This is a genomic window from Flavipsychrobacter sp. (assembly GCA_041392855.1).
Classification (GTDB): Bacteria; Bacteroidota; Bacteroidia; order Chitinophagales; family Chitinophagaceae; genus UBA5543.
This window is the reverse complement of sequence record JAWKLD010000001.1, coordinates 22,309-40,587: the sequence shown is the minus strand read 5'-3', so window position 1 is coordinate 40,587 and position 18,279 is coordinate 22,309. Positions and strand designations below refer to the sequence as shown.

The 18,279-nt window shown below is 39.4% G+C and carries 16 protein-coding genes; 5 read left to right on the top strand and 11 right to left on the bottom strand.

Annotated elements, in window-relative coordinates; genetic code table 11:
• Positions 1 to 104: 104 nt before the first annotated feature.
• Genes R2800_00180 through R2800_00165 form a run of 4 tightly spaced genes read left to right on the top strand, consistent with a single transcriptional unit; the run spans position 105 to position 5,472 of the window.
• Entirely contained in the window at positions 105 to 2,879 is a 2,775-nt protein-coding gene (locus R2800_00180) for a 2-oxoglutarate dehydrogenase E1 component (GenBank protein MEZ5015445.1), read from the top strand.
• A 41-nt stretch (positions 2,880 to 2,920) separates the two neighbouring features.
• Positions 2,921 to 3,178: a phosphopantetheine-binding protein gene (locus R2800_00175; protein MEZ5015444.1), complete on the top strand. Its 258-nt coding sequence runs from the start codon at positions 2,921 to 2,923 to the stop codon at positions 3,176 to 3,178.
• Positions 3,179 to 3,196: 18 nt separating this feature from the next.
• Positions 3,197 to 4,402, top strand: coding sequence for a beta-ketoacyl-[acyl-carrier-protein] synthase family protein (locus tag R2800_00170; protein ID MEZ5015443.1), 1,206 nt, complete (start codon positions 3,197 to 3,199; stop codon positions 4,400 to 4,402).
• Complete coding sequence (locus R2800_00165; protein MEZ5015442.1) at positions 4,402 to 5,472, top strand: beta-ketoacyl synthase chain length factor; 1,071 nt, start codon at positions 4,402 to 4,404, stop codon at positions 5,470 to 5,472. Before R2800_00170 ends, R2800_00165 begins: the two co-directional genes overlap by 1 nt.
• Positions 5,473 to 5,475: 3 nt before the next feature.
• Here the strand turns inward: R2800_00165 and R2800_00160 are convergent, their stop codons facing one another.
• The 5 genes from R2800_00160 to R2800_00140 are packed head-to-tail and all read right to left on the bottom strand — an operon-like array spanning position 5,476 to position 8,774.
• Positions 5,476 to 6,318 (bottom strand): anti-sigma factor, encoded by an 843-nt coding sequence (locus tag R2800_00160; GenBank protein ID MEZ5015441.1) that lies wholly within the window; start codon positions 6,316 to 6,318, stop codon positions 5,476 to 5,478.
• A 2-nt stretch (positions 6,319 to 6,320) separates the two neighbouring features.
• Positions 6,321 to 6,869 (bottom strand): RNA polymerase sigma factor, encoded by a 549-nt coding sequence (locus R2800_00155; GenBank protein MEZ5015440.1) that lies wholly within the window; start codon positions 6,867 to 6,869, stop codon positions 6,321 to 6,323.
• 23 nt (positions 6,870 to 6,892) lie between these two features.
• Positions 6,893 to 7,471, bottom strand: coding sequence for a peptide deformylase (gene def / locus R2800_00150; GenBank protein ID MEZ5015439.1), 579 nt, complete (start codon positions 7,469 to 7,471; stop codon positions 6,893 to 6,895).
• Between the two features lie 32 nt (positions 7,472 to 7,503).
• Complete coding sequence (ruvX, locus tag R2800_00145; protein ID MEZ5015438.1) at positions 7,504 to 7,917, bottom strand: Holliday junction resolvase RuvX; 414 nt, start codon at positions 7,915 to 7,917, stop codon at positions 7,504 to 7,506.
• Between the two features lie 2 nt (positions 7,918 to 7,919).
• A complete protein-coding gene (locus tag R2800_00140) occupies positions 7,920 to 8,774 on the bottom strand; it encodes a glycosyltransferase family A protein (protein ID MEZ5015437.1) in 855 nt (284 codons plus the stop codon).
• 69 nt (positions 8,775 to 8,843) lie between these two features.
• Here R2800_00140 and R2800_00135 point away from each other — a divergent pair, with 69 nt between their 5' ends.
• Positions 8,844 to 9,875, top strand: coding sequence for an acyltransferase family protein (locus tag R2800_00135; GenBank protein MEZ5015436.1), 1,032 nt, complete (start codon positions 8,844 to 8,846; stop codon positions 9,873 to 9,875).
• Here the strand turns inward: R2800_00135 and dnaG are convergent.
• The 6 genes from dnaG to R2800_00105 form a co-directional block, all read right to left on the bottom strand.
• Positions 9,868 to 11,817, bottom strand: coding sequence for a DNA primase (gene dnaG, locus R2800_00130; GenBank protein MEZ5015435.1), 1,950 nt, complete (start codon positions 11,815 to 11,817; stop codon positions 9,868 to 9,870). The genes R2800_00135 and dnaG overlap by 8 nt on opposite strands.
• Positions 11,818 to 11,846: 29 nt before the next feature.
• A complete protein-coding gene (locus R2800_00125) occupies positions 11,847 to 12,770 on the bottom strand; it encodes a hypothetical protein (protein MEZ5015434.1) in 924 nt (307 codons plus the stop codon).
• Positions 12,763 to 13,443 (bottom strand): 2-C-methyl-D-erythritol 4-phosphate cytidylyltransferase, encoded by a 681-nt coding sequence (locus R2800_00120; protein MEZ5015433.1) that lies wholly within the window; start codon positions 13,441 to 13,443, stop codon positions 12,763 to 12,765. Before R2800_00120 ends, R2800_00125 begins: the two co-directional genes overlap by 8 nt.
• A gap of 3 nt (positions 13,444 to 13,446) precedes the next feature.
• Positions 13,447 to 14,943: a peptide MFS transporter gene (locus tag R2800_00115; protein MEZ5015432.1), complete on the bottom strand. Its 1,497-nt coding sequence runs from the start codon at positions 14,941 to 14,943 to the stop codon at positions 13,447 to 13,449.
• A 98-nt stretch (positions 14,944 to 15,041) separates the two neighbouring features.
• The gene (locus tag R2800_00110) at positions 15,042 to 16,520 is read right to left on the bottom strand and encodes an oligopeptide:H+ symporter (protein MEZ5015431.1); all 1,479 of its coding nucleotides are present in this window, start codon (positions 16,518 to 16,520) and stop codon (positions 15,042 to 15,044) included.
• Between the two features lie 131 nt (positions 16,521 to 16,651).
• The gene (locus R2800_00105) at positions 16,652 to 18,247 is read right to left on the bottom strand and encodes a peptide MFS transporter (GenBank protein MEZ5015430.1); all 1,596 of its coding nucleotides are present in this window, start codon (positions 18,245 to 18,247) and stop codon (positions 16,652 to 16,654) included.
• Between the last annotated feature and the right edge of the window lie 32 nt (positions 18,248 to 18,279).

Below are 18,279 nucleotides of genomic sequence, written 5' to 3'. Positions count from 1 at the left end.
TCCATATTTGGTGTTAACTTTGTGTTCTATAGTTGACATGTACAAAGCGACCATCAACTGGATAACATATAACATAAAGGCACATACCAAACTATAGGTAGACGATGAAAGACTTCTCTTTTGTGACGAACTCACACCCCTCTTATATAGAATCGCTATACAGCGACTTTGTAAAAGACCCCTCTAGTGTTGACCCAGAATTAAAAAAATTCTTTGAAGGTTATGATTTTGCCATAAATTCTGAAAACGGTGCGGCTACTACTACAAGCCCAAGCGATAGTGGAGCAGCTGTATCAGGAACACAATTGGCTAAAGAACTAGGTGTTTTCCGCCTTATCCGTTCTTATCGTAAACGCGGGCATCTTATTGCAACTACCAATCCCATAAGAGAACGTAAGGATAGACATGCTCAACTTGACTTGGCTCATTTTGGCCTAAGCGATGCTGACATGGATACCACTTTTTCTTCAGGTGCATCTGTAGGTTTAAAGAACGCAACACTTAAGGATATACTAGCAAAGCTAAAGAGAGTTTATGCGGGAGACGTAGGTATTGAGTACACTTATATCAATGATCAAGATACTTGCGAGTGGGTAGAGAATCATTTTGAAGCTATGATGGAGCAAAATCTATCCATTGAGCAAAAGAAAAGAATTCTACTGAAGCTGAACGAAGGTGTGATGTTTGAAAAGTTTTTGCACACAAAATATATCGGTCAAAAACGTTTCAGTCTTGAAGGGGGCGAAAGTGTTATAGCTGCACTAGACACTGTTATCAACCATGCTGCCGACGAGTTATCTGAAGAGCACTCAGTAAAAGAAGTAGTGATAGGAATGGCGCACCGTGGAAGACTGAATGTGCTAGCCAATATCCTTAAAAAAACATACGAACAAATATTCTCCGAGTTTGAAGGTAATGCACCTGCAGACACTACAATGGGTAGCGGAGATGTGAAATATCACTTAGGGTTCAGATCAAATATTGCTACACCTAAAGGAAATGAGGTAAATGTGCAACTAACGCCTAACCCATCTCACCTAGAGGTAGTAGACCCTGTTGTTGCGGGTTTTGCACGTGCAAAAACAGATATATTATATAATAAAGAGCCAGATAGAGTTCTACCAATATTGATACATGGTGATGCGGCTATTGCCGGTCAGGGTGTGGTATATGAGCTGCTACAGATGAGCAAGCTACATGGTTATAGAAACGGTGGCACTATTCACTTCATCATCAATAACCAAATCGGTTTTACTACAGATTTTGATGACGCTCGCTCAGCTAACTACTGTACTAGTATCGCACCAATGGTAGATGCGCCTGTACTACATGTTAACGGAGACAATCCTGAAGCTGTGGTAAAAGCTGCTATGTTGGCTGTACAATACCGTCAGGTATACAATGGCGATATATTTATAGACATTGTATGCTATAGAAGACATGGACATAATGAGGGCGACGATCCAAGCTTCACACAGCCAAAATTGTACAACCTAATTAAAAAACACGCAAACCCACGTGAGGTTTATACTAAATACTTACTATCTAACGGAGAGCCTGATGCTAAGAAATTAGCACAGGACATGGAAAAACGCTTTTGGGATGATCTACAAGAGCGCTTAGATGAAGTAAAAGAGCAACCACTACCTTACACACTCCAAGCTCCTGAACAAGCTTGGAAAAGTTTAAGACACTCTAAGCCTGAGGACTTTGATGCTTCTCCAAAAACTGCTATTACCAAAAAGCAGGTAGAGCAGTTATTCAATGTATTAATGGATATACCTGAGGGCTTTAAACCATTGCGTAAGATCAAGAAGTTGATAGACGATAAAATAAAGCTATATAAAGACAAAGGTGAAATAGACTGGGCTACAGGAGAATTACTTGCCTATGCAAGTATAGTAGCGGATGGTAATAAAGTACGCATGAGCGGACAGGACGTAGAAAGAGGTACTTTCTCTCACCGTCACTCTGTTCTACATGATGAAGATACCAATGAGATGTACAATCGTTTGAGCAATGCATCTCCTGACGATCCTAATGCATTTAAAGTATACAATTCATTATTAAGTGAATTTGCGGTTTTAGGCTTTGAATATGGTTATTCAATAGCAGATCCAAATACACTTACCATATGGGAAGCACAGTTTGGTGATTTTGCCAATGGTGCACAAACTGTCATTGACCAATACATTGTTTCGGCAGAAACGAAATGGCGCATGATGAGTGGTCTTGTATTATTATTACCCCACGGTTATGAAGGTCAAGGACCAGAACACTCTTCAGCTCGCTTAGAACGTTTCTTACAACTGGCTGCAGAGTACAATATCATTGTAACCAATATTACTACGTCTGCCAACTTGTTCCATATGTTCCGCAGACAATTAACTTGGGACTTTAGGAAGCCTTTGATCAACTTCTCTCCTAAAGCTAACCTTCGTCATGCAGGTTCATATTCTAAAATCGAAGACTTTACTACAGGTGGTTTCAAAGAAGTGATCGACGATAGTGCTATTAAAGCACCTACTAAAGTGAAGCGCGTTCTTCTATGTTCTGGTAAGATCTATTTTGACCTGCTGGAAAAACAAGAGCAAGAGAAAAGAACAGATGTAGCAATTATAAGATTGGAGCAGATATATCCACTACCTACCAAGCAGCTGAATGAGTTGAAAGCTAAGTATAAGAATGCTGAATGGGTATGGGTTCAAGAAGAGCCAAGAAATATGGGTGCTGGAAGCTATCTATTTATGTATCCTGAAAACTTCAATATAGATAGTTTTGTTACGCGCCCGCCAAGTGCTGCATCGGCTACTGGTTTTGCGAAAAACCACCTGGCACAGCAACAAACTATCATTGACGAAGCTTTTAATGTGAAATAACTTAAAGAGATTATTATTTTTACCCCATATTAACGAGAAAGATGGAAGAATTAAAAAATACGCTAAAGCAGCAAATCATAGAATCTCTTAACCTGCAAGGCATGAAACCGGAAGAAATAGATGACAATGCTCCTCTATTTGGTGATGGTTTAGGCCTAGACAGTATCGACTCTTTAGAGCTTATGGTATTACTAGAGCGCAACTATGGTATCAAAATAGAAGATGCTCGTGAAGGTAGAAAAGTATTAGAGTCTGTATCATCAATGGCAGCTTATATACAAGAGCACCGTACTGTTTAATAAATAATTTGCCCATATATGCCAGAGAAGATCGTCGTTACCTCACTAGGCATTATATCAGCATTGGGTAATGGAGCTAAACAAAACAAAGCTGCATTATTCAATGCTGAACATGGGTTAACTCATCCACGACATCTTCAAACTGTTCATGCTGCTGAATTTCTATTAGGCGAGGTCAACTTATCTAATGATGAGTTATCGGAACTCTTAGGCTTACCTACAGGAGATAATGGCTACACACGCACCACACTACTGGCGCTTGTGGCCATGAAAGAAACGGTTTCCAATATAGATATAGAGCTACTACGCTCAGAACCATTAGCACTCATCAATGCTAATACAGTAGGGGGTATGTGCTCTGTAGAAGATATGTACATGGATTTCATCTCTGAAAAAACAGATGGTCCATTCATCAAATATATTGACACGCTTGACTGTGCGGAAAGCACTTTAAACATTGCTCAATTCTTCGACATACACCCTCTTAGTGCAACACTTAGTACTGCATGCTCCTCATCCGCTAATGCGATATTACTTGGTGCAAGAATGATCAAACACGGCCTCGTAAAACGAGCTATATGTGGTGGTTGTGATGGACTAAGCCGATATACCGTCAACGGATTCAACTCTCTAAAGAATATGTCGCGCCAAGCATGCCAGCCTTTTGATGAAAACAGAACCGGCTTGAACTTGGGAGAAGGTGCCGGCTACCTGATACTAGAGTCTGAAACATCTGCTAAAGAACGTGGCGCTACAATACTGGCTACACTTAGCGGCTATGGCAATATGAATGATGCTCACCACCCCACAGCGCCATCACCTAATGGAGACGGGGCATACAATACCATGCAACTGGCATTAGAAAATGCACAACTGCAAATAGAAGACATTGACTATATCAACGCACATGGTACTGCTACTTTAAATAACGACCAATCAGAAGGTAAAGCAATAGAAAGACTGTTTGGAGACAAAACACCACATTTTAGTTCTACCAAACCTTTTACAGGACATACGCTTGCAGCTGCAGGAGCTATTGAAGCTATATTTAGCATATGGGCCATGCAGGAAAATACGGTATTACCGAACTTGAACTTACAAACTCCTATGGAGGAGATCAATATCCGCCCTACTACCAGCTATCATAAAACAGAGATCAAACATATACTCAGTAACTCTTTTGGTTTCGGAGGTAATAATGTTTCTTTGTTGTTCAGTAAGTAATGATGAAACCTGTATACATACGTTCCGCAAGATCCATTTCGCCTCAACATAGTTTTGATGCCAACTTTATTGCCGAACAACCTGAAAACTATACTACAGGAAAACTTTTCGTTATAGACCCCAATTATAGAGACTATATCAACCCTGTAGCTATAAGAAGGATGAGCAGGTTACTCAAAATGGGTATTAGCTCCGGTATGCGTGCGCTACAAGATGCTGAACTGGAAAAGCCTGATGGTATTATTACTGGTACTGGTCGTGGTAGTATGAGTGACACGGAGATATTTACCAAAGATATTATCAAATACAAGGAAGAGGCGCTCAACCCTACTTACTTTATACAAAGCACTTACAATTCTATAAATGGCTGGATAGCACTGCAAACCAAAAGCATTGGTTACAACCAGACCTATGTACACCGCAGCAACTCCCTAGCTCTTGCATTGCTAGACGCGCAAATGCTGCTGAACGAAACAGATGATACTAAGCATTATCTAGTAGGTTGTTTTGACGAGCTGACTGATGAATATACCATTGTAAAAAGTAAAATAAACTACTGGAAAAAAGAGACCATCAACTCTTTAGAGCTCCTACAACATAGTCACACAGCTGGCACTATTCCAGGAGAAGGTGCAGCCTTTTTTACCATTACCAATAATGCCCAACAAGCTGAAGCTACTTTACTTGCTACTGTAGCGCTGGAAGATCCTGACACCACTACCCTACAAAATACTATAAGTAAAATACTAGCAGATAATAATATAGGAAAAGAAGATATAGATGTACTGTTAACGGGCAGAAATGGTGACGTGGATAGAGATGATATCTATACACCTATTGAAAATGAACTTGGCACACAAACAACTATTTGCGCTTATAAACATCTGTGTGGAGAGTATGATACTTCTGTAGGCTTTGCACTATGGCTGGCTACTAAGATGTTGGTCAAACAACAAATACCTGCAAGTATTGTAGTGAAAAACGTACCAAACGAAAGAATCAGATATATACTAATTGTGAACCAGTATATCCTGAAAGGCACTTCTATACTTTTATTGAAACAACCTTAATTTTTAAGAAGCTACTGTTCCGAGTACGTATATCTCTTCCATTGTAGGAACCGGGCTACCGCCCTCTTTTTCAAGAGATATGGCAAAGGCTTGACCATCTTTTACTAGCTGGGCTACCTTCTGCATAGTACCATCAACCACCATATCGTTACTGATAACCCCCATATCTACAGGCTTGCCATCTGCAATTACCCATAGCTGATATTGCTTACCTTTTTCAGGTACAGGCATATTATGCAATGCCAAATAGGCATCACCTTTTTCCTTACTCCAGTATATGGTACCCGCCATGCTTTTATCAGCCTTCATACTGCGCATTACAATTGTCTGCATAGTTGGGTCAGCCAACATGTCTTTTTCCTTCTTAAAGCCTTCCACTAGAGTAGCTAGTTTCTGTTCATTTGCTTTTAGAGAATCTACTATTGACGTATAAGCAGTCACTTTTTGCTGATTGGTATTACTTTGACTCCATAGTATTAGGTTAGTCAGCAAGCTACCTATAAGTGCTGCCCAAATTGCTGCTCTTGACCAGTTATTCTGGCGTCTTCTCTCTTCAGCCAGTAATGGTATCGCTTTAGTTTCCCTAGTATCCTCTTCAGCTTTTTGAGGCAGGTCCTCACCCTTCTCCTGTATAGCCTCCCATATCTTCTCCTTCATAAATGCAGGAGGAGGCACTGCATTTTCTTCTGCAAAAGACTGCATAGAATCCTCTATAGCAGCTACTTCTGCAGCCACATCAGGATATTGAGCCATATTTGCTTGTACCTCAGCACGCTCCTCTTGGGTAAGCGCTCCTAAGACATAAGCATCCAAAATGCCCGATTCTATGTATTCTTTTATATTCACTTCTATGTACTAAAATGTTCTTTTAACAATTTCATAGCCTGCCGCATACGGGTTTTCACCGTGCCCAGCGGTATTGCTAACTTTTCAGATATTTCGTTTTGGGTAAATCCTTTGTGATAAGCCAAATTAATTAATGTAGCATACTCCGGCTTCAGTCCTTCTACAGCCTTCCACAGCCCTATTGCATCTGTCTGTATATCTATATTGCCATCTGCCTCTTTATCATATACGACACTATCATCATTTTGGATTTTGCTTTGCATCTTCTCCCCTTTCGAGCGTAGTTTATCTATCGATGCATTTCGGGCAATATTGATCATCCATGTATAGATACGTGCCTTTTCAGGATCGTAGCTTTCAATACTATTCCAAATCTTCACAAAAACTTCCTGCAATACGTCTTGTGCTATTTGCTCATCTTGAACCGTTCGTCTAATTACACCATATAATGTAGCTGAGTAATTATCGTACAGATAATTAAACGCAGATTGCAGGCGTTGCTTTAGCAACACTACCAGCTCCTCTTCACTATATTTTGTTGTAACAGACACAGATAATTATAGGAAGATAGTACTTATTTGGCAAACATCATCCTATAGTCTACTCTTACCTTACCTACTGATATCTCGTGTAGCTTCTTTTTCAGCAAACGTTTCTTCAAGGGCTTTAAGTAATCTACAAATAGCTTACCATCAATATGGTCATACTCATGAAGTATCACTCTAGCAGTAAGGCCACTAAACGTTTCTTCCAGTTCACTAAAGTTTTCGTCGCAGTATCTTAATGTTACTGTTTCGTTTCTACTTATATCTTCACGTATCTTAGGAATGCTCAAACAGCCTTCGTTATACACCCAAGGCTCTCCTCCTTCTTCCACTATATGCGCATTAATGAATGTACGCTTGATCGCTTTTTCGTTAGGGAACTCTTTTTTATCCTCTGCATCAAAATTCTCCACCATCTGCTCCGTATCTACCATAAACATTCTGATAGGTTTATTTATTTGCGGAGCTGCAAGACCTACACCATTACTATTATACATAGTCTCCCACATGTCTGCTATCAATTTCTCCAACTCAGGATAGTCGGGAGTAATATCAACACACATTTTTCTCAATACAGGATGTCCGTAACCAACGATCGGTAATATCATTCAATAATCTTTAAGAGGTGCAAAGTTACGAATTATAGACGGTTTTCGAGATACTCTTGTAGCATAATGGTGGCACTCACCGTATCTATAAGTTCCTTTTTCTGCCTATCTTTCTTTTTTAGTCCCATACCGGCAATAGCGGCAGAGGCCATTTTAGAGGTCATTCGTTCATCCACTTGCTCTACAGGCATATCAGGAAACACTCGTTTCAGGTCTTTAATACACTTATCTACCAAAGGTGTGGCATGGGTAGGCGTGTCATCCATATTTAAGGGGTAGCCTATTAATATTTTCTCCACCTCTTCCTGAGCAAAATACTTTTTCAAATACGGTATCAAAGCACCAGACTCTATTGTTTCCAGCCCTGTAGCTATTATCTGCAAAGGGTCTGTAACGGCAAGCCCTGTTCTTTTCTTGCCATAATCAATTGCTAGTACTCTTGCCATCTCTATTTTATAATACGCCTAAGGTAATATTTAAGATAAATCTTCAACAGGTTTATTTTTCCCGGATGATCCGCATACCAATAAGGCTTTAAAAACCAATTAGTAGTAGCAGTATAATCTTCCAGGTAAGCATATCCTTTATGCTTACTAAGCTTAGCAATACTTTCCTTTTCTAAAGGCAGCAAGCTACTTAGCTTTCTATGTTCCACCTTCTTGTACCTATAGGTAGAAGGCCACGGTACCCAAGCTAGATGAGGCTGCGGTAGCCAATACATCTGCCATCCTTTCTCATGCCAATATTTCCCGTTACCATCTTCACTCTCCATAGGGAAAGATAAGGACACCGCTCTTGCCTTTTCTAGATTTATAATGCCTGTGTCTGCTACCCCATAACCATTAAAGGCATATAGGTCTTCTTCTTCCAACCGAGGCAACCTGTTTTCTATGCCTTCAATAAAAATCTTTTGAAGGAAGCTGGAATTACACATCAAGCATTCTTCCTTAGCAAAAACAGAAGATACTTTCTTTTCAAGACCTTCATCTCTCCAAAGAAATTGCATATCATCCTGAACGAAATAGGCATATTTATAACTACTGCTCATAGCATGGCCTATGGCCTGATCCATCATCGTATACAAACCACCATGTTTACTACTACCACTTAGTTCCTTGTGATGCACCTCAATACCCTGCTTTTGCAGTTGAGACAATAAGGCTACAGTAGCTTCATCGTCACTATCATCATCAAAAATTGCGACTTTCATTTCCGGATAGAACTGAGCAATAGACTGTAGTAGGTTTTGTAACAAACCTGCCCGGTTATAGCTAAATATGCATATGATCCAGTCTGAAAACACTATTGACGAATTTGCCCTAAATTACACAACTTAATTTCAATCGGTTACCTTAGCCACAAACAAACCTATTTGAAAAGGAACTATACAGCTGACCTGATCAAGTTTATTGCTTCATTTTTCGTGATATGTATTCACACGAAAACTACGAGCGCTATTGACGGGTTTACTACTACTTCTTTTTCTTATATCACAGATACTATCACCCATTTTGCTGTACCCTTTTTCTTTGCGGCCTCGGGTTTCTTCATAGATTTTGAACGCACGCAGAAGCTTATAAAAAAGTCTTTTCAAATAATACTTATCTACTTACTATGGTCTGCCATATTTATAATGATAAGAGACCTCAACAACTTCTCCTATCCAATATTCTATTTTTCTGCCCATGCAGAAACTAATAACAATGTCAATATCCTTTACAAGCTTTTGGTCTATGGCTATGAACGGCATTTATGGTTTTTTACAGCATACTTACTAGGTCTATTTTTAGTATACCTACTACGTAAACGACTTGGCATACTAGTACTGCTAGCAAGTATTCTGTACTTAATTGGACTTTCAGGGCATCAGTGGTCTTTTATCTATCCACAACAAGTTTCTTTTCTTAATATACCCACTTCAGAATGGCTTCGTCAAACACATCTTACCAGGAGCGGACTTTTTATCGGTTTCCCTCTGATGGCACTCGGACATATCATCAGAACCAGAAAGTATCAATTAAGAATGAGCCAACCTATAGCTTTAATACTTTTAGTTGCCTTATTCTTCATTCAATATATTGAAGCGGTTTGGGTAAGAACTAATTTTTCTGATGTACTTGCAGAATCTTACATTACGACCATACCCATTGTTATCGTGCTACTCTTGTTTGCCCAAAAGAACAACACAATAGGCCAAGCCTTACAGCCAATAACCAGACTATCAGGCGGCATCTATTTAATTCATCCGCTCTTTATGTATTTGATCTTGATACTAAAAACCGAAGTATTTTCCTATAGTTGGTGGGGATATGCTTTTACGCCTTTGCTTTTTTTGCTTTCAATAGTCAGTGCCTATCTCTTATCAAAAAACAAGTGGTTGAGTAAATTGATATTCGTTACTTAAGCTTTAGGATAGCAGTGCCATATGCTTGTGTCATTTCCTTTTCCTCTACTTTTAGTTCCATATACTTTTTCATCATCACTTCCAGTCGTTTACTATCTTTCTCTTTGCCTATACGTTCATGCAAAGAGCTCATGATCATCCTCAGCTTTTTTACCTCGAAATATAATAAGGGACTATTGATCTCATTGAGGTAATTAAGATCTCCATCTAGTGTATCTATATTATGACGTTCTTTCCAGTTATGGCTTAAACCTTGTGTTTGAAATATATCAGCCGATTTCTTTTGTACTTCCTCATCGGCATGCCCCACAAAGAAACCCAGTGTTGGAATTTTCTTTGTTTCGTTGATATACTCAAAATAAAGATCAAAAAACCTTCTGGCCAATGGTGTATCTATCAGTTCAGGGTCTACCCTTTCATGAACCAAGAAAGCCACGCTTGTATTTTCTTCATACTCCTTATCTCCGTGCTCTATTAGTGCTTTTACCAAAGCCCATTCTTGCTCTGCATCTCTAGATACTTGCTCTGTTTGCAAAGGTTGCTCCTCCACACCATACTCCTCTGCCTCAGGAGGAGGCATATTGGATCTTCGCTCCTCTTCATTTCTTTTTTGCCTACGCTCTTGCTCTATTCGCTCTCTGGTATATTTATTGACCAAGTTGATAAAACCAACATCCTGTACCTGTAGCTTGGTGGATGCCAACCTTATATAATGCTCTTTTAGGGCAAAATCATTGACCTTGTCAATTCGTGAAATACTTTCTGCAATTTCATTGACCAGTTTCGACTTCAGCACAGGGTCATTACCTATATCTCGCATACCTACTTCCATACGGAAGCTGATAATATCTTGCTTGTTCTCTTTTACATATTCATGAAACTTGGCAGCACCATTATCTTGTATAAAACTATCAGGGTCTTCTCCCTCTGGCAGCAATACCAACTTCACATTAAAACTTTGAGACAATGCCATATCCAGCCCGCGCAAAGCAGCTTTTACTCCGGCAGCATCACCATCATATAATATGGTCAGGTTCTTAGTGAGTTGCCCCACTAATCTTAACTGGTCTTCTGTAAGAGAAGTTCCACTACTGGCAACTACATTTTCTACTCCTCCCTGATGTAGAGAAATAACATCTGTATACCCCTCTACCATAAAGCACTCATCCTGCTTGCTTATGGCTTGTTTTGACTGGTACATGCCATACAGCACCCTACTCTTATTGTACAATTCATTCTCAGGAGAGTTGACATACTTGGGTGCTCGGTCGTTCTTCTTTAAGATACGTGCGCCAAACCCCAGTACTCTTCCTGTCATGTTTTGTATGGGAAATATCACTCTACCTCTGTAGGCATCGTAAGTACTGCCGTTTTTTGTCTTTACTAAACCAGCTTTCTCCATCAGGTCCTGACTATGACCTTTTTTCAAAGCATGGTATAAGAACATATTATTACGTTCAGGACAATATCCTAGTCGAAAACGCTCTATGATATCCTTTCTAAAACCTCGCTCTTTAAAATAAGACAACCCTATTGTTTGCCCTTCCTCATCTTTCAATAAGGTATCATGAAAATAAGTAGCGGCGTACTCATTAAGTATACGTAGGCTCTCTTCGGCTAGTTGTTTTTCTTTTTGCTCAGGCGATTGTTCTGACTCTACCAGTTCTATATTATAATAATCTGCCAACCAACGTACCGCCTCAGGGTAAGTCAATTTCTCATGTTCTTGTACAAAGGTGACTACATTCCCACCTTTACCACAACCAAAGCATTTATAAATACCCTTTGCTCCCGATACAGAAAAAGAGGGCGTTTTCTCATTATGAAATGGACAATTGGCTATATGATTCGCGCCACGCTTTTTCAGTCGCACAAACTGCCCCACAACGTCGATAATATCGGCGCGGTTCATTACTTCCTGTATACTTTCCGGGGCTATCATGCTGCTAAATTAATAAACCTAATTCAGGTCTAGTAGGTAATCGTATTTATAAAGCGAACTCTTTCTCTTTTTTTAGAGAAAACATGCCAATTACCATTATAATCTATATATGTAGGCAGTAGTTTATCACCTACTTGTCGTGTACGGACTTTCATGGTCACATCAAAATCGTAGACCATTGTTTTGAACGACAAAGAATAATCTCTTGCAACTATAGAATAATCTGACTTTCTAAACCAAGTACTTAGATTATTATAGACCACTTTGTTTTTATACTCTGGCTTTGGGATGGCCTTAAACAGATAACACTCTACTCCATTATACTCTTCTGATAGTAGCTTGAAGTTGTACATCTTGGCTATATCCGGCTCAAATATGGCAGCTCGGTCGCCCATAAAGGGCACCCCCGACACTTTACTACCGGGATTGAACATCAACTGCTTTAACTGTTTTACACTTCTTCCTATCATACCTCCTTTCTCTTCTTCATCATCCTTTTCCAGAACATCTGTTTCTCCGCAAATTTTCCCTTCCGTAAAGAACAAGTATTCGTATAGCTCCGTTGTAAAATAGCGATGCTCTTTCTTCTTTTTATTTTTGTAATAGTTGCCCTTTACTTTTTCATCGAGCACCTCCATTGTTCTACAATCATCAGTTCTGTGCTGTCTTGTCTTACTATAATAAGATGCTGCTACACGCCCCTTCTTATTATACACCTTTATATCATTAGTAGCATTATAAGCCATTATGCGCATGGTTTTAAATGCCTTATAAAAGGTGGTATCCTCTTGTACTCTTTTTATAAATCCCTGTACATCCCATCCACTTCTCGATGCCTTGATCACTACATTATCCATCTGTATAGGATACTTGAAGATGCTCGTATCTTCAAACTCTTGCGCAGCAACAATTTGAGCTAGGAAAAGCAATAATATTAAAACCCCGTTACGCATCTTCCAATCTCGATTCCAGTATCGCTTCCGCCACTTTCATATCTATTGGCGTTGTTATTTTCAGGTTACTCTTTTCTCCTTCTGTGATATGTACTGAAGTACCTAAATGCTCTACGACGGTAGCCTCATCAGTAAATGCATCCTGATAGTCCTGACGAAATGCTGGCAATAATATTTCAGACTTGAATGTTTGTGGTGTTTGTATGGCACGCATCATAGACCTATCTACAGGCTTGCTGTGCCCCCCATCTACCAATCGCATAGAGTCGCTAACAGGCACTGCAGGTATAGCACTGCCGTAAGCTATAGCATCATCGAAACATCGTTGTATCAGTTCTTTTGTCACTAATGGTCTTACCCCATCATGTACAAATACAATCGACTCTTCTTTTACCATATTCAATCCATTCTGCACACTATGATACCTTGTAGCACCTCCCGGCACTATCGTTAGTTCTATTCGTTCAGTAAAGGATTGCAATACCATCTGCGTATAGCTGGTCTGGTCTTGAGGCAGCACAAGGATAATATCTATATCCTCATACGCATCCTTAAAGGCCTTGATGGTATGATATAGAATAGGCTTGCCCAGCAGTGGCAAAAACTGCTTAGGCACAGCGTTATCCATGCGTAGACCTTTGCCGCCTGCTACTATTACAGCATATTTCTTCATATTCTATTTTACTTCTTGCATCAGCTTACGGATGATAGGAGATATTATTATAAGTATAATACCCGCAACTAAGGCATAAAGCCCTAGTTGTTTATACCCATCAGTATAAGTTACCAGCTTATCCATTTTAGATGCATTCTCACCAGCAGAAGCAATACCAGCACCTAGTAATCCTGCTACATACTGGCCATAAGCGCTAGCCAAGAACCACATACCCATCATAACACCCCAGAGCTTTTTAGGTGCTAATTTCGTCATTAATGACAAACCGATCGGAGACAAGGCTAACTCACCAAATGTGATGACCAAGTAACCTAATGTAAAAATATTAAGAGAGGTCATACCATCTGCATCTGCAAAGAATACTGTTGAGTAGAATACAAAGAATGCTCCTCCTAAAAACAGGAAACCTAAACCAAACTTCACAACAGAGTTTGGCTCTATTTTCTTTTTGGCCATCCATATCCATAGCAAACCTACCAGAATACTAAATATGATAACAAATAGAGAGTTCACTGTATTATTAATAACGTTAGGGTCTACTCCCTCTATACCTAATAGTGAGTGCTTCAAATTGTTTAGTGCAAACAGACTTAAAGAACCACCACTTTGTTCAAAGAATGCCCAGAACAAAACAGAAAAAACAATAAACACTAAAGCAGCTACCATTTTCTTACGCTCTGCTGCAGATAATTTCAACATCTCATATACCAAGTATATCAATGTCAATGGGCCAATAGTATACATAAAATAATCTGTGTACTCAGTCTTACTTACCATAATAAGTATTAATGGCATTACAGCCAGAGACCCTATAAACACAGCCACTTCATAAGTTTTTCTTTTGCTTGGCGTAGCTTCCTTTAATGGAGATTCCCCTATAGGTCCCATTGTCTTTTTCGTAACTAAAAAGGTTAATAGTCCTATGATCATTACTACTCCCGCAGCTCCAAAAGCTAAACTCCATGAATAATATTTACCTAAATAAACACAGAGGAAACCACCTAAAAGTGCTCCAATATTTATACCTGAATAGAACAAACCAAAACCTGCATCTCGACGAGGATCACCAGCACTATATAGCTCACCTACCATAGTGGAGATATTAGGCTTAAAGAAACCCGTACCAACTATCGTAAAGCAAGTACCTATATAGAAGAACTCTGTAGGAGATGCCGCTATAATAAAACTACCTGCTATCATCAATAATCCTCCCCAGAAAAGCGACTTTCTAAATCCTAGAATTTTATCGGCAAACAAACCGCCAATAAATGTAAAGGCATATATAAAAGCTTGAATGGCTCCGTATTGTAAGTTAGCTTCCTGATCGCTGATCATCAATTGCGATACCATGAAAACGACAAGCATACCACGTAAACCATAAAAACAAAAACGTTCCCACATCTCTACAAGGAAGAGATACCATAGTTGCTTAGGATATTTACCTTTAAAATCTTGAATTTGCTTTAAGTCAAGCGACTCTCTTGTTACTTCTGCCATTTATTTTTTATTAGAAAGCCCAATTTAGCTTTTTCCTATTAAACTACGAAGCAGCCCTATATAGAGCTGCTTCTGATAACAATTTGTTTATTAGAAGATTATACCACGCCGTGCATTAATTTATTTAATGGCTTAGATAACACCACCAATAAAAGACCAATACCCACGGTGATCAATCCCATTTGTGTATAGATATCTACATATTGGTTTAGACTCTCAGCAGCTGTAGCTTCCACACCTTCTGCACCGTGCTCTGCACCAGTAAGCTGTGCCAATATCGCCGCTACATAGTTTGCACCCGCAATAGAAAGGAACCATGCTCCCATTACCATACCAGTCATTTGCTTAGGCGCCAATTTTGTCACCATAGACAAACCGATAGGAGACAAGAATAACTCACCCGTAGTATGCAACATGTATAAGAATACTAATGTAAATAATGGCATAGTAAACTCTTCGCTTACCAATCCCATTCCACTTACTAACCACACTACTAGATAACCTAAACCTAGCTGTACGATACCCAAACCAAACTTCATCGGTATGTTCGGGTTCTTACCAATTTTAGACAGCTTCACCCACATTACAGAGAAGATAGAACCGAATATCAAAATGTATAGAGGGTTGAAGAACTGTGTAGTTGCGGCTCCTATTTCATAGCCAAACACTACCCTGTTTATATTTCTATCCGCAAAAAGAGTTAGCGAAGAACCTGCTTGCTCGAAACACGCCCAGAATACAATGTTGAAGAACATCAACAGAATTAATATCAACATTCTATCACGCAATACCTTACCACCTTTTACACCTGCTGATAATAATAAGTATAATACATATATCGCTGTAGCACCTAGTAGGTAACCTACAACATCAGTATTAGTGAGTAGCAAATAGAAAACAGGAATGATCGCCAACGTACCCAGAATAACCACATGTAGTCTGCTCAATGGGCCAAAGGCAGGTTTCATCAGTTTGTCTCTATCTGGCGGCAAACCGTGTCCTTCATAGTGCTTCTGTCCGAAGATGAATACGAATGCACCGATAAGCATACCAATACCTGCAAGACCAAAGCCATACTCATAACCAAATTTATTACCCACCTCAGCTACAACTGTAGTTGCTAAGAAAGCACCAAGGTTGATACCTATATAGAAAATGGTGAAACCAGAGTCCCTTCTAGGGTCTCCGTCAGGATATAAACGCCCCACAATACTGGAGATATTGGCTTTAAAGTAGCCATTACCAGAAATAATTACAGCCATACCCATAAGTAGCCAAAACTGAGTGCCGCCCAGTATCATAAACTCACCAATGGCCATTAAGAAACCTCCTAAGATAACAGCTATACGATAACCTAGCAAGCTATCTGCGAGTTTACCACCCAGCACTGTTACCGCATAAACTAATGCAGTATAAGCTCCGTATATAGCAAACGTTTCTTTGTCTGCTACCATTAATGTTTTAGTAAGGTAGAGCACTAACAGTGCACGCATACCGTAATAACAAAAGCGCTCCCACATCTCTGCGAAGAACAACCAATACAACCCCGGCGGGTGTCCTTTTTGTACTTGATCCATATTGTTTCTGGCTATTTTTTTAAAAGTTGAATTACGAAAGATAGTAAAAAATGTATAGCCTAAAAGTCATAAAAAAGAAAATACCGCTAATTGCGGTATTTTCTGAACATATATACTAAAGTGCCGTACGACTAGTGCACTCCTTTTTCATTCATTACTTTTCTTAACCATTTCAATAGCACCAAAAGCATTAAGGTAGCACCCATGCATAATGCAAAGTTGATCAGGAAGAAATTAGATTTATTGTCGATCTCTTCCCAAAGACCTGATAACATACCAGATAGCTTATTACCTATGGCAGTAGATAAGAACCAGCCACCCATCATTAGTGCTGTTAGTCTTGGTGGACTTAATTTAGAGACTAATGATAGTCCCATCGGCGATAAACAAAGTTCCCCGAACGTAATTACACCATAAGAAGCTATCAACCACCAACTAGAGGCCTTTTCATCTCCCATCTGTACCGACGACACCGCTGCTACCATGACCAGTGTAGATAAACCTGTGATAAACAGACCTAAAGCAATTTTTGCAGGCGTAGATGGCTCGCGCTTTTTGGTGCGCAAGAAGCCCCAAAGCCCTACAACTACAGGTGTTAGCAATACCACCCAAAACGGATTGATAGATTGATATAGTTCTGTTGAAAACAATAAAAGAGAGTTACCACTTTCAGGACGTTTATCTAACTGTAAGTTTTCAAAATATGTTCCTTCAACATTATTAGCATCGTAGGTCACTTCTTGTGCCATATTCACTTTCTGTGCTACGTTGGCTATGCTCGCTGGCATTTCTCTATCCGTGTAGTCTTTTGCCCAAACCGTTAGTGCATCTCCATTTTGGTGGAATACCGCCCAAAATATGATCACACATACCATTACTGATAGTAAAGCCCCTATTGAGTTTTTATCTTCTTTACTACCACGTGCCCATAAAGAGCCATAGAATATCACAACTGGGATACAACCAAAAAGGAAAGCGTCGTTAGAATCAGTACCAAAAATATTGCCCGGTATCATATAACCAACAACCCCACAAATGAATACTGGTAGTAATACATAAGCGAATATTTTAGCCATAGACATATCTTCTTTCTGCACAGGCTTCATCACATCAGCATGTTTTACATGTTTGGTACCAGCTAAGAAGATAAGTACACCGATAAGCATACCTACACCTGCCGCGCCAAATGCCCAGCCCCAACCGAAGTTGATACGCATATAAGCTGCCACAAAGTTGCAGACAAAGGCACCTATATTGATACCCATGTAGAATATATTATAGCCTGAATCCTTATTGGCCTTATATTTCTCATCATTATAAAGGTTTCCTACCAATACCGAAATGTTTGGTTTAAAGAAACCATTACCTAATATGATGAGTAATAAAGAAATATAGAATGTGGTCTCCCCAGGCATGGCCAATCCTAAATAGCCAGCTGCCATTAATAAACCACCTGCTATAATGGATTTACGGAAACCAAATACACGGTCTGCCAATAGACCTCCAATAAAAGGTGTTAGGTATACCAAACCTAAATAAGTACCATATATATCTGACTTAGTAGTAGGACTAAAACCCATACCTCCATGCTCTACTGAGTCGAGCATATATAGAGAGAATATCCCCAACATAAGGTAGTATCCAAAGCGCTCCCACATTTCTGTAAAAAAGAGCACATACAACCCTTTAGGGTGTTTGGCGACAGATGCATTTTGTTCTTTACTCATATTCTTTGATAAAATTTGCTGAAAGTAATACT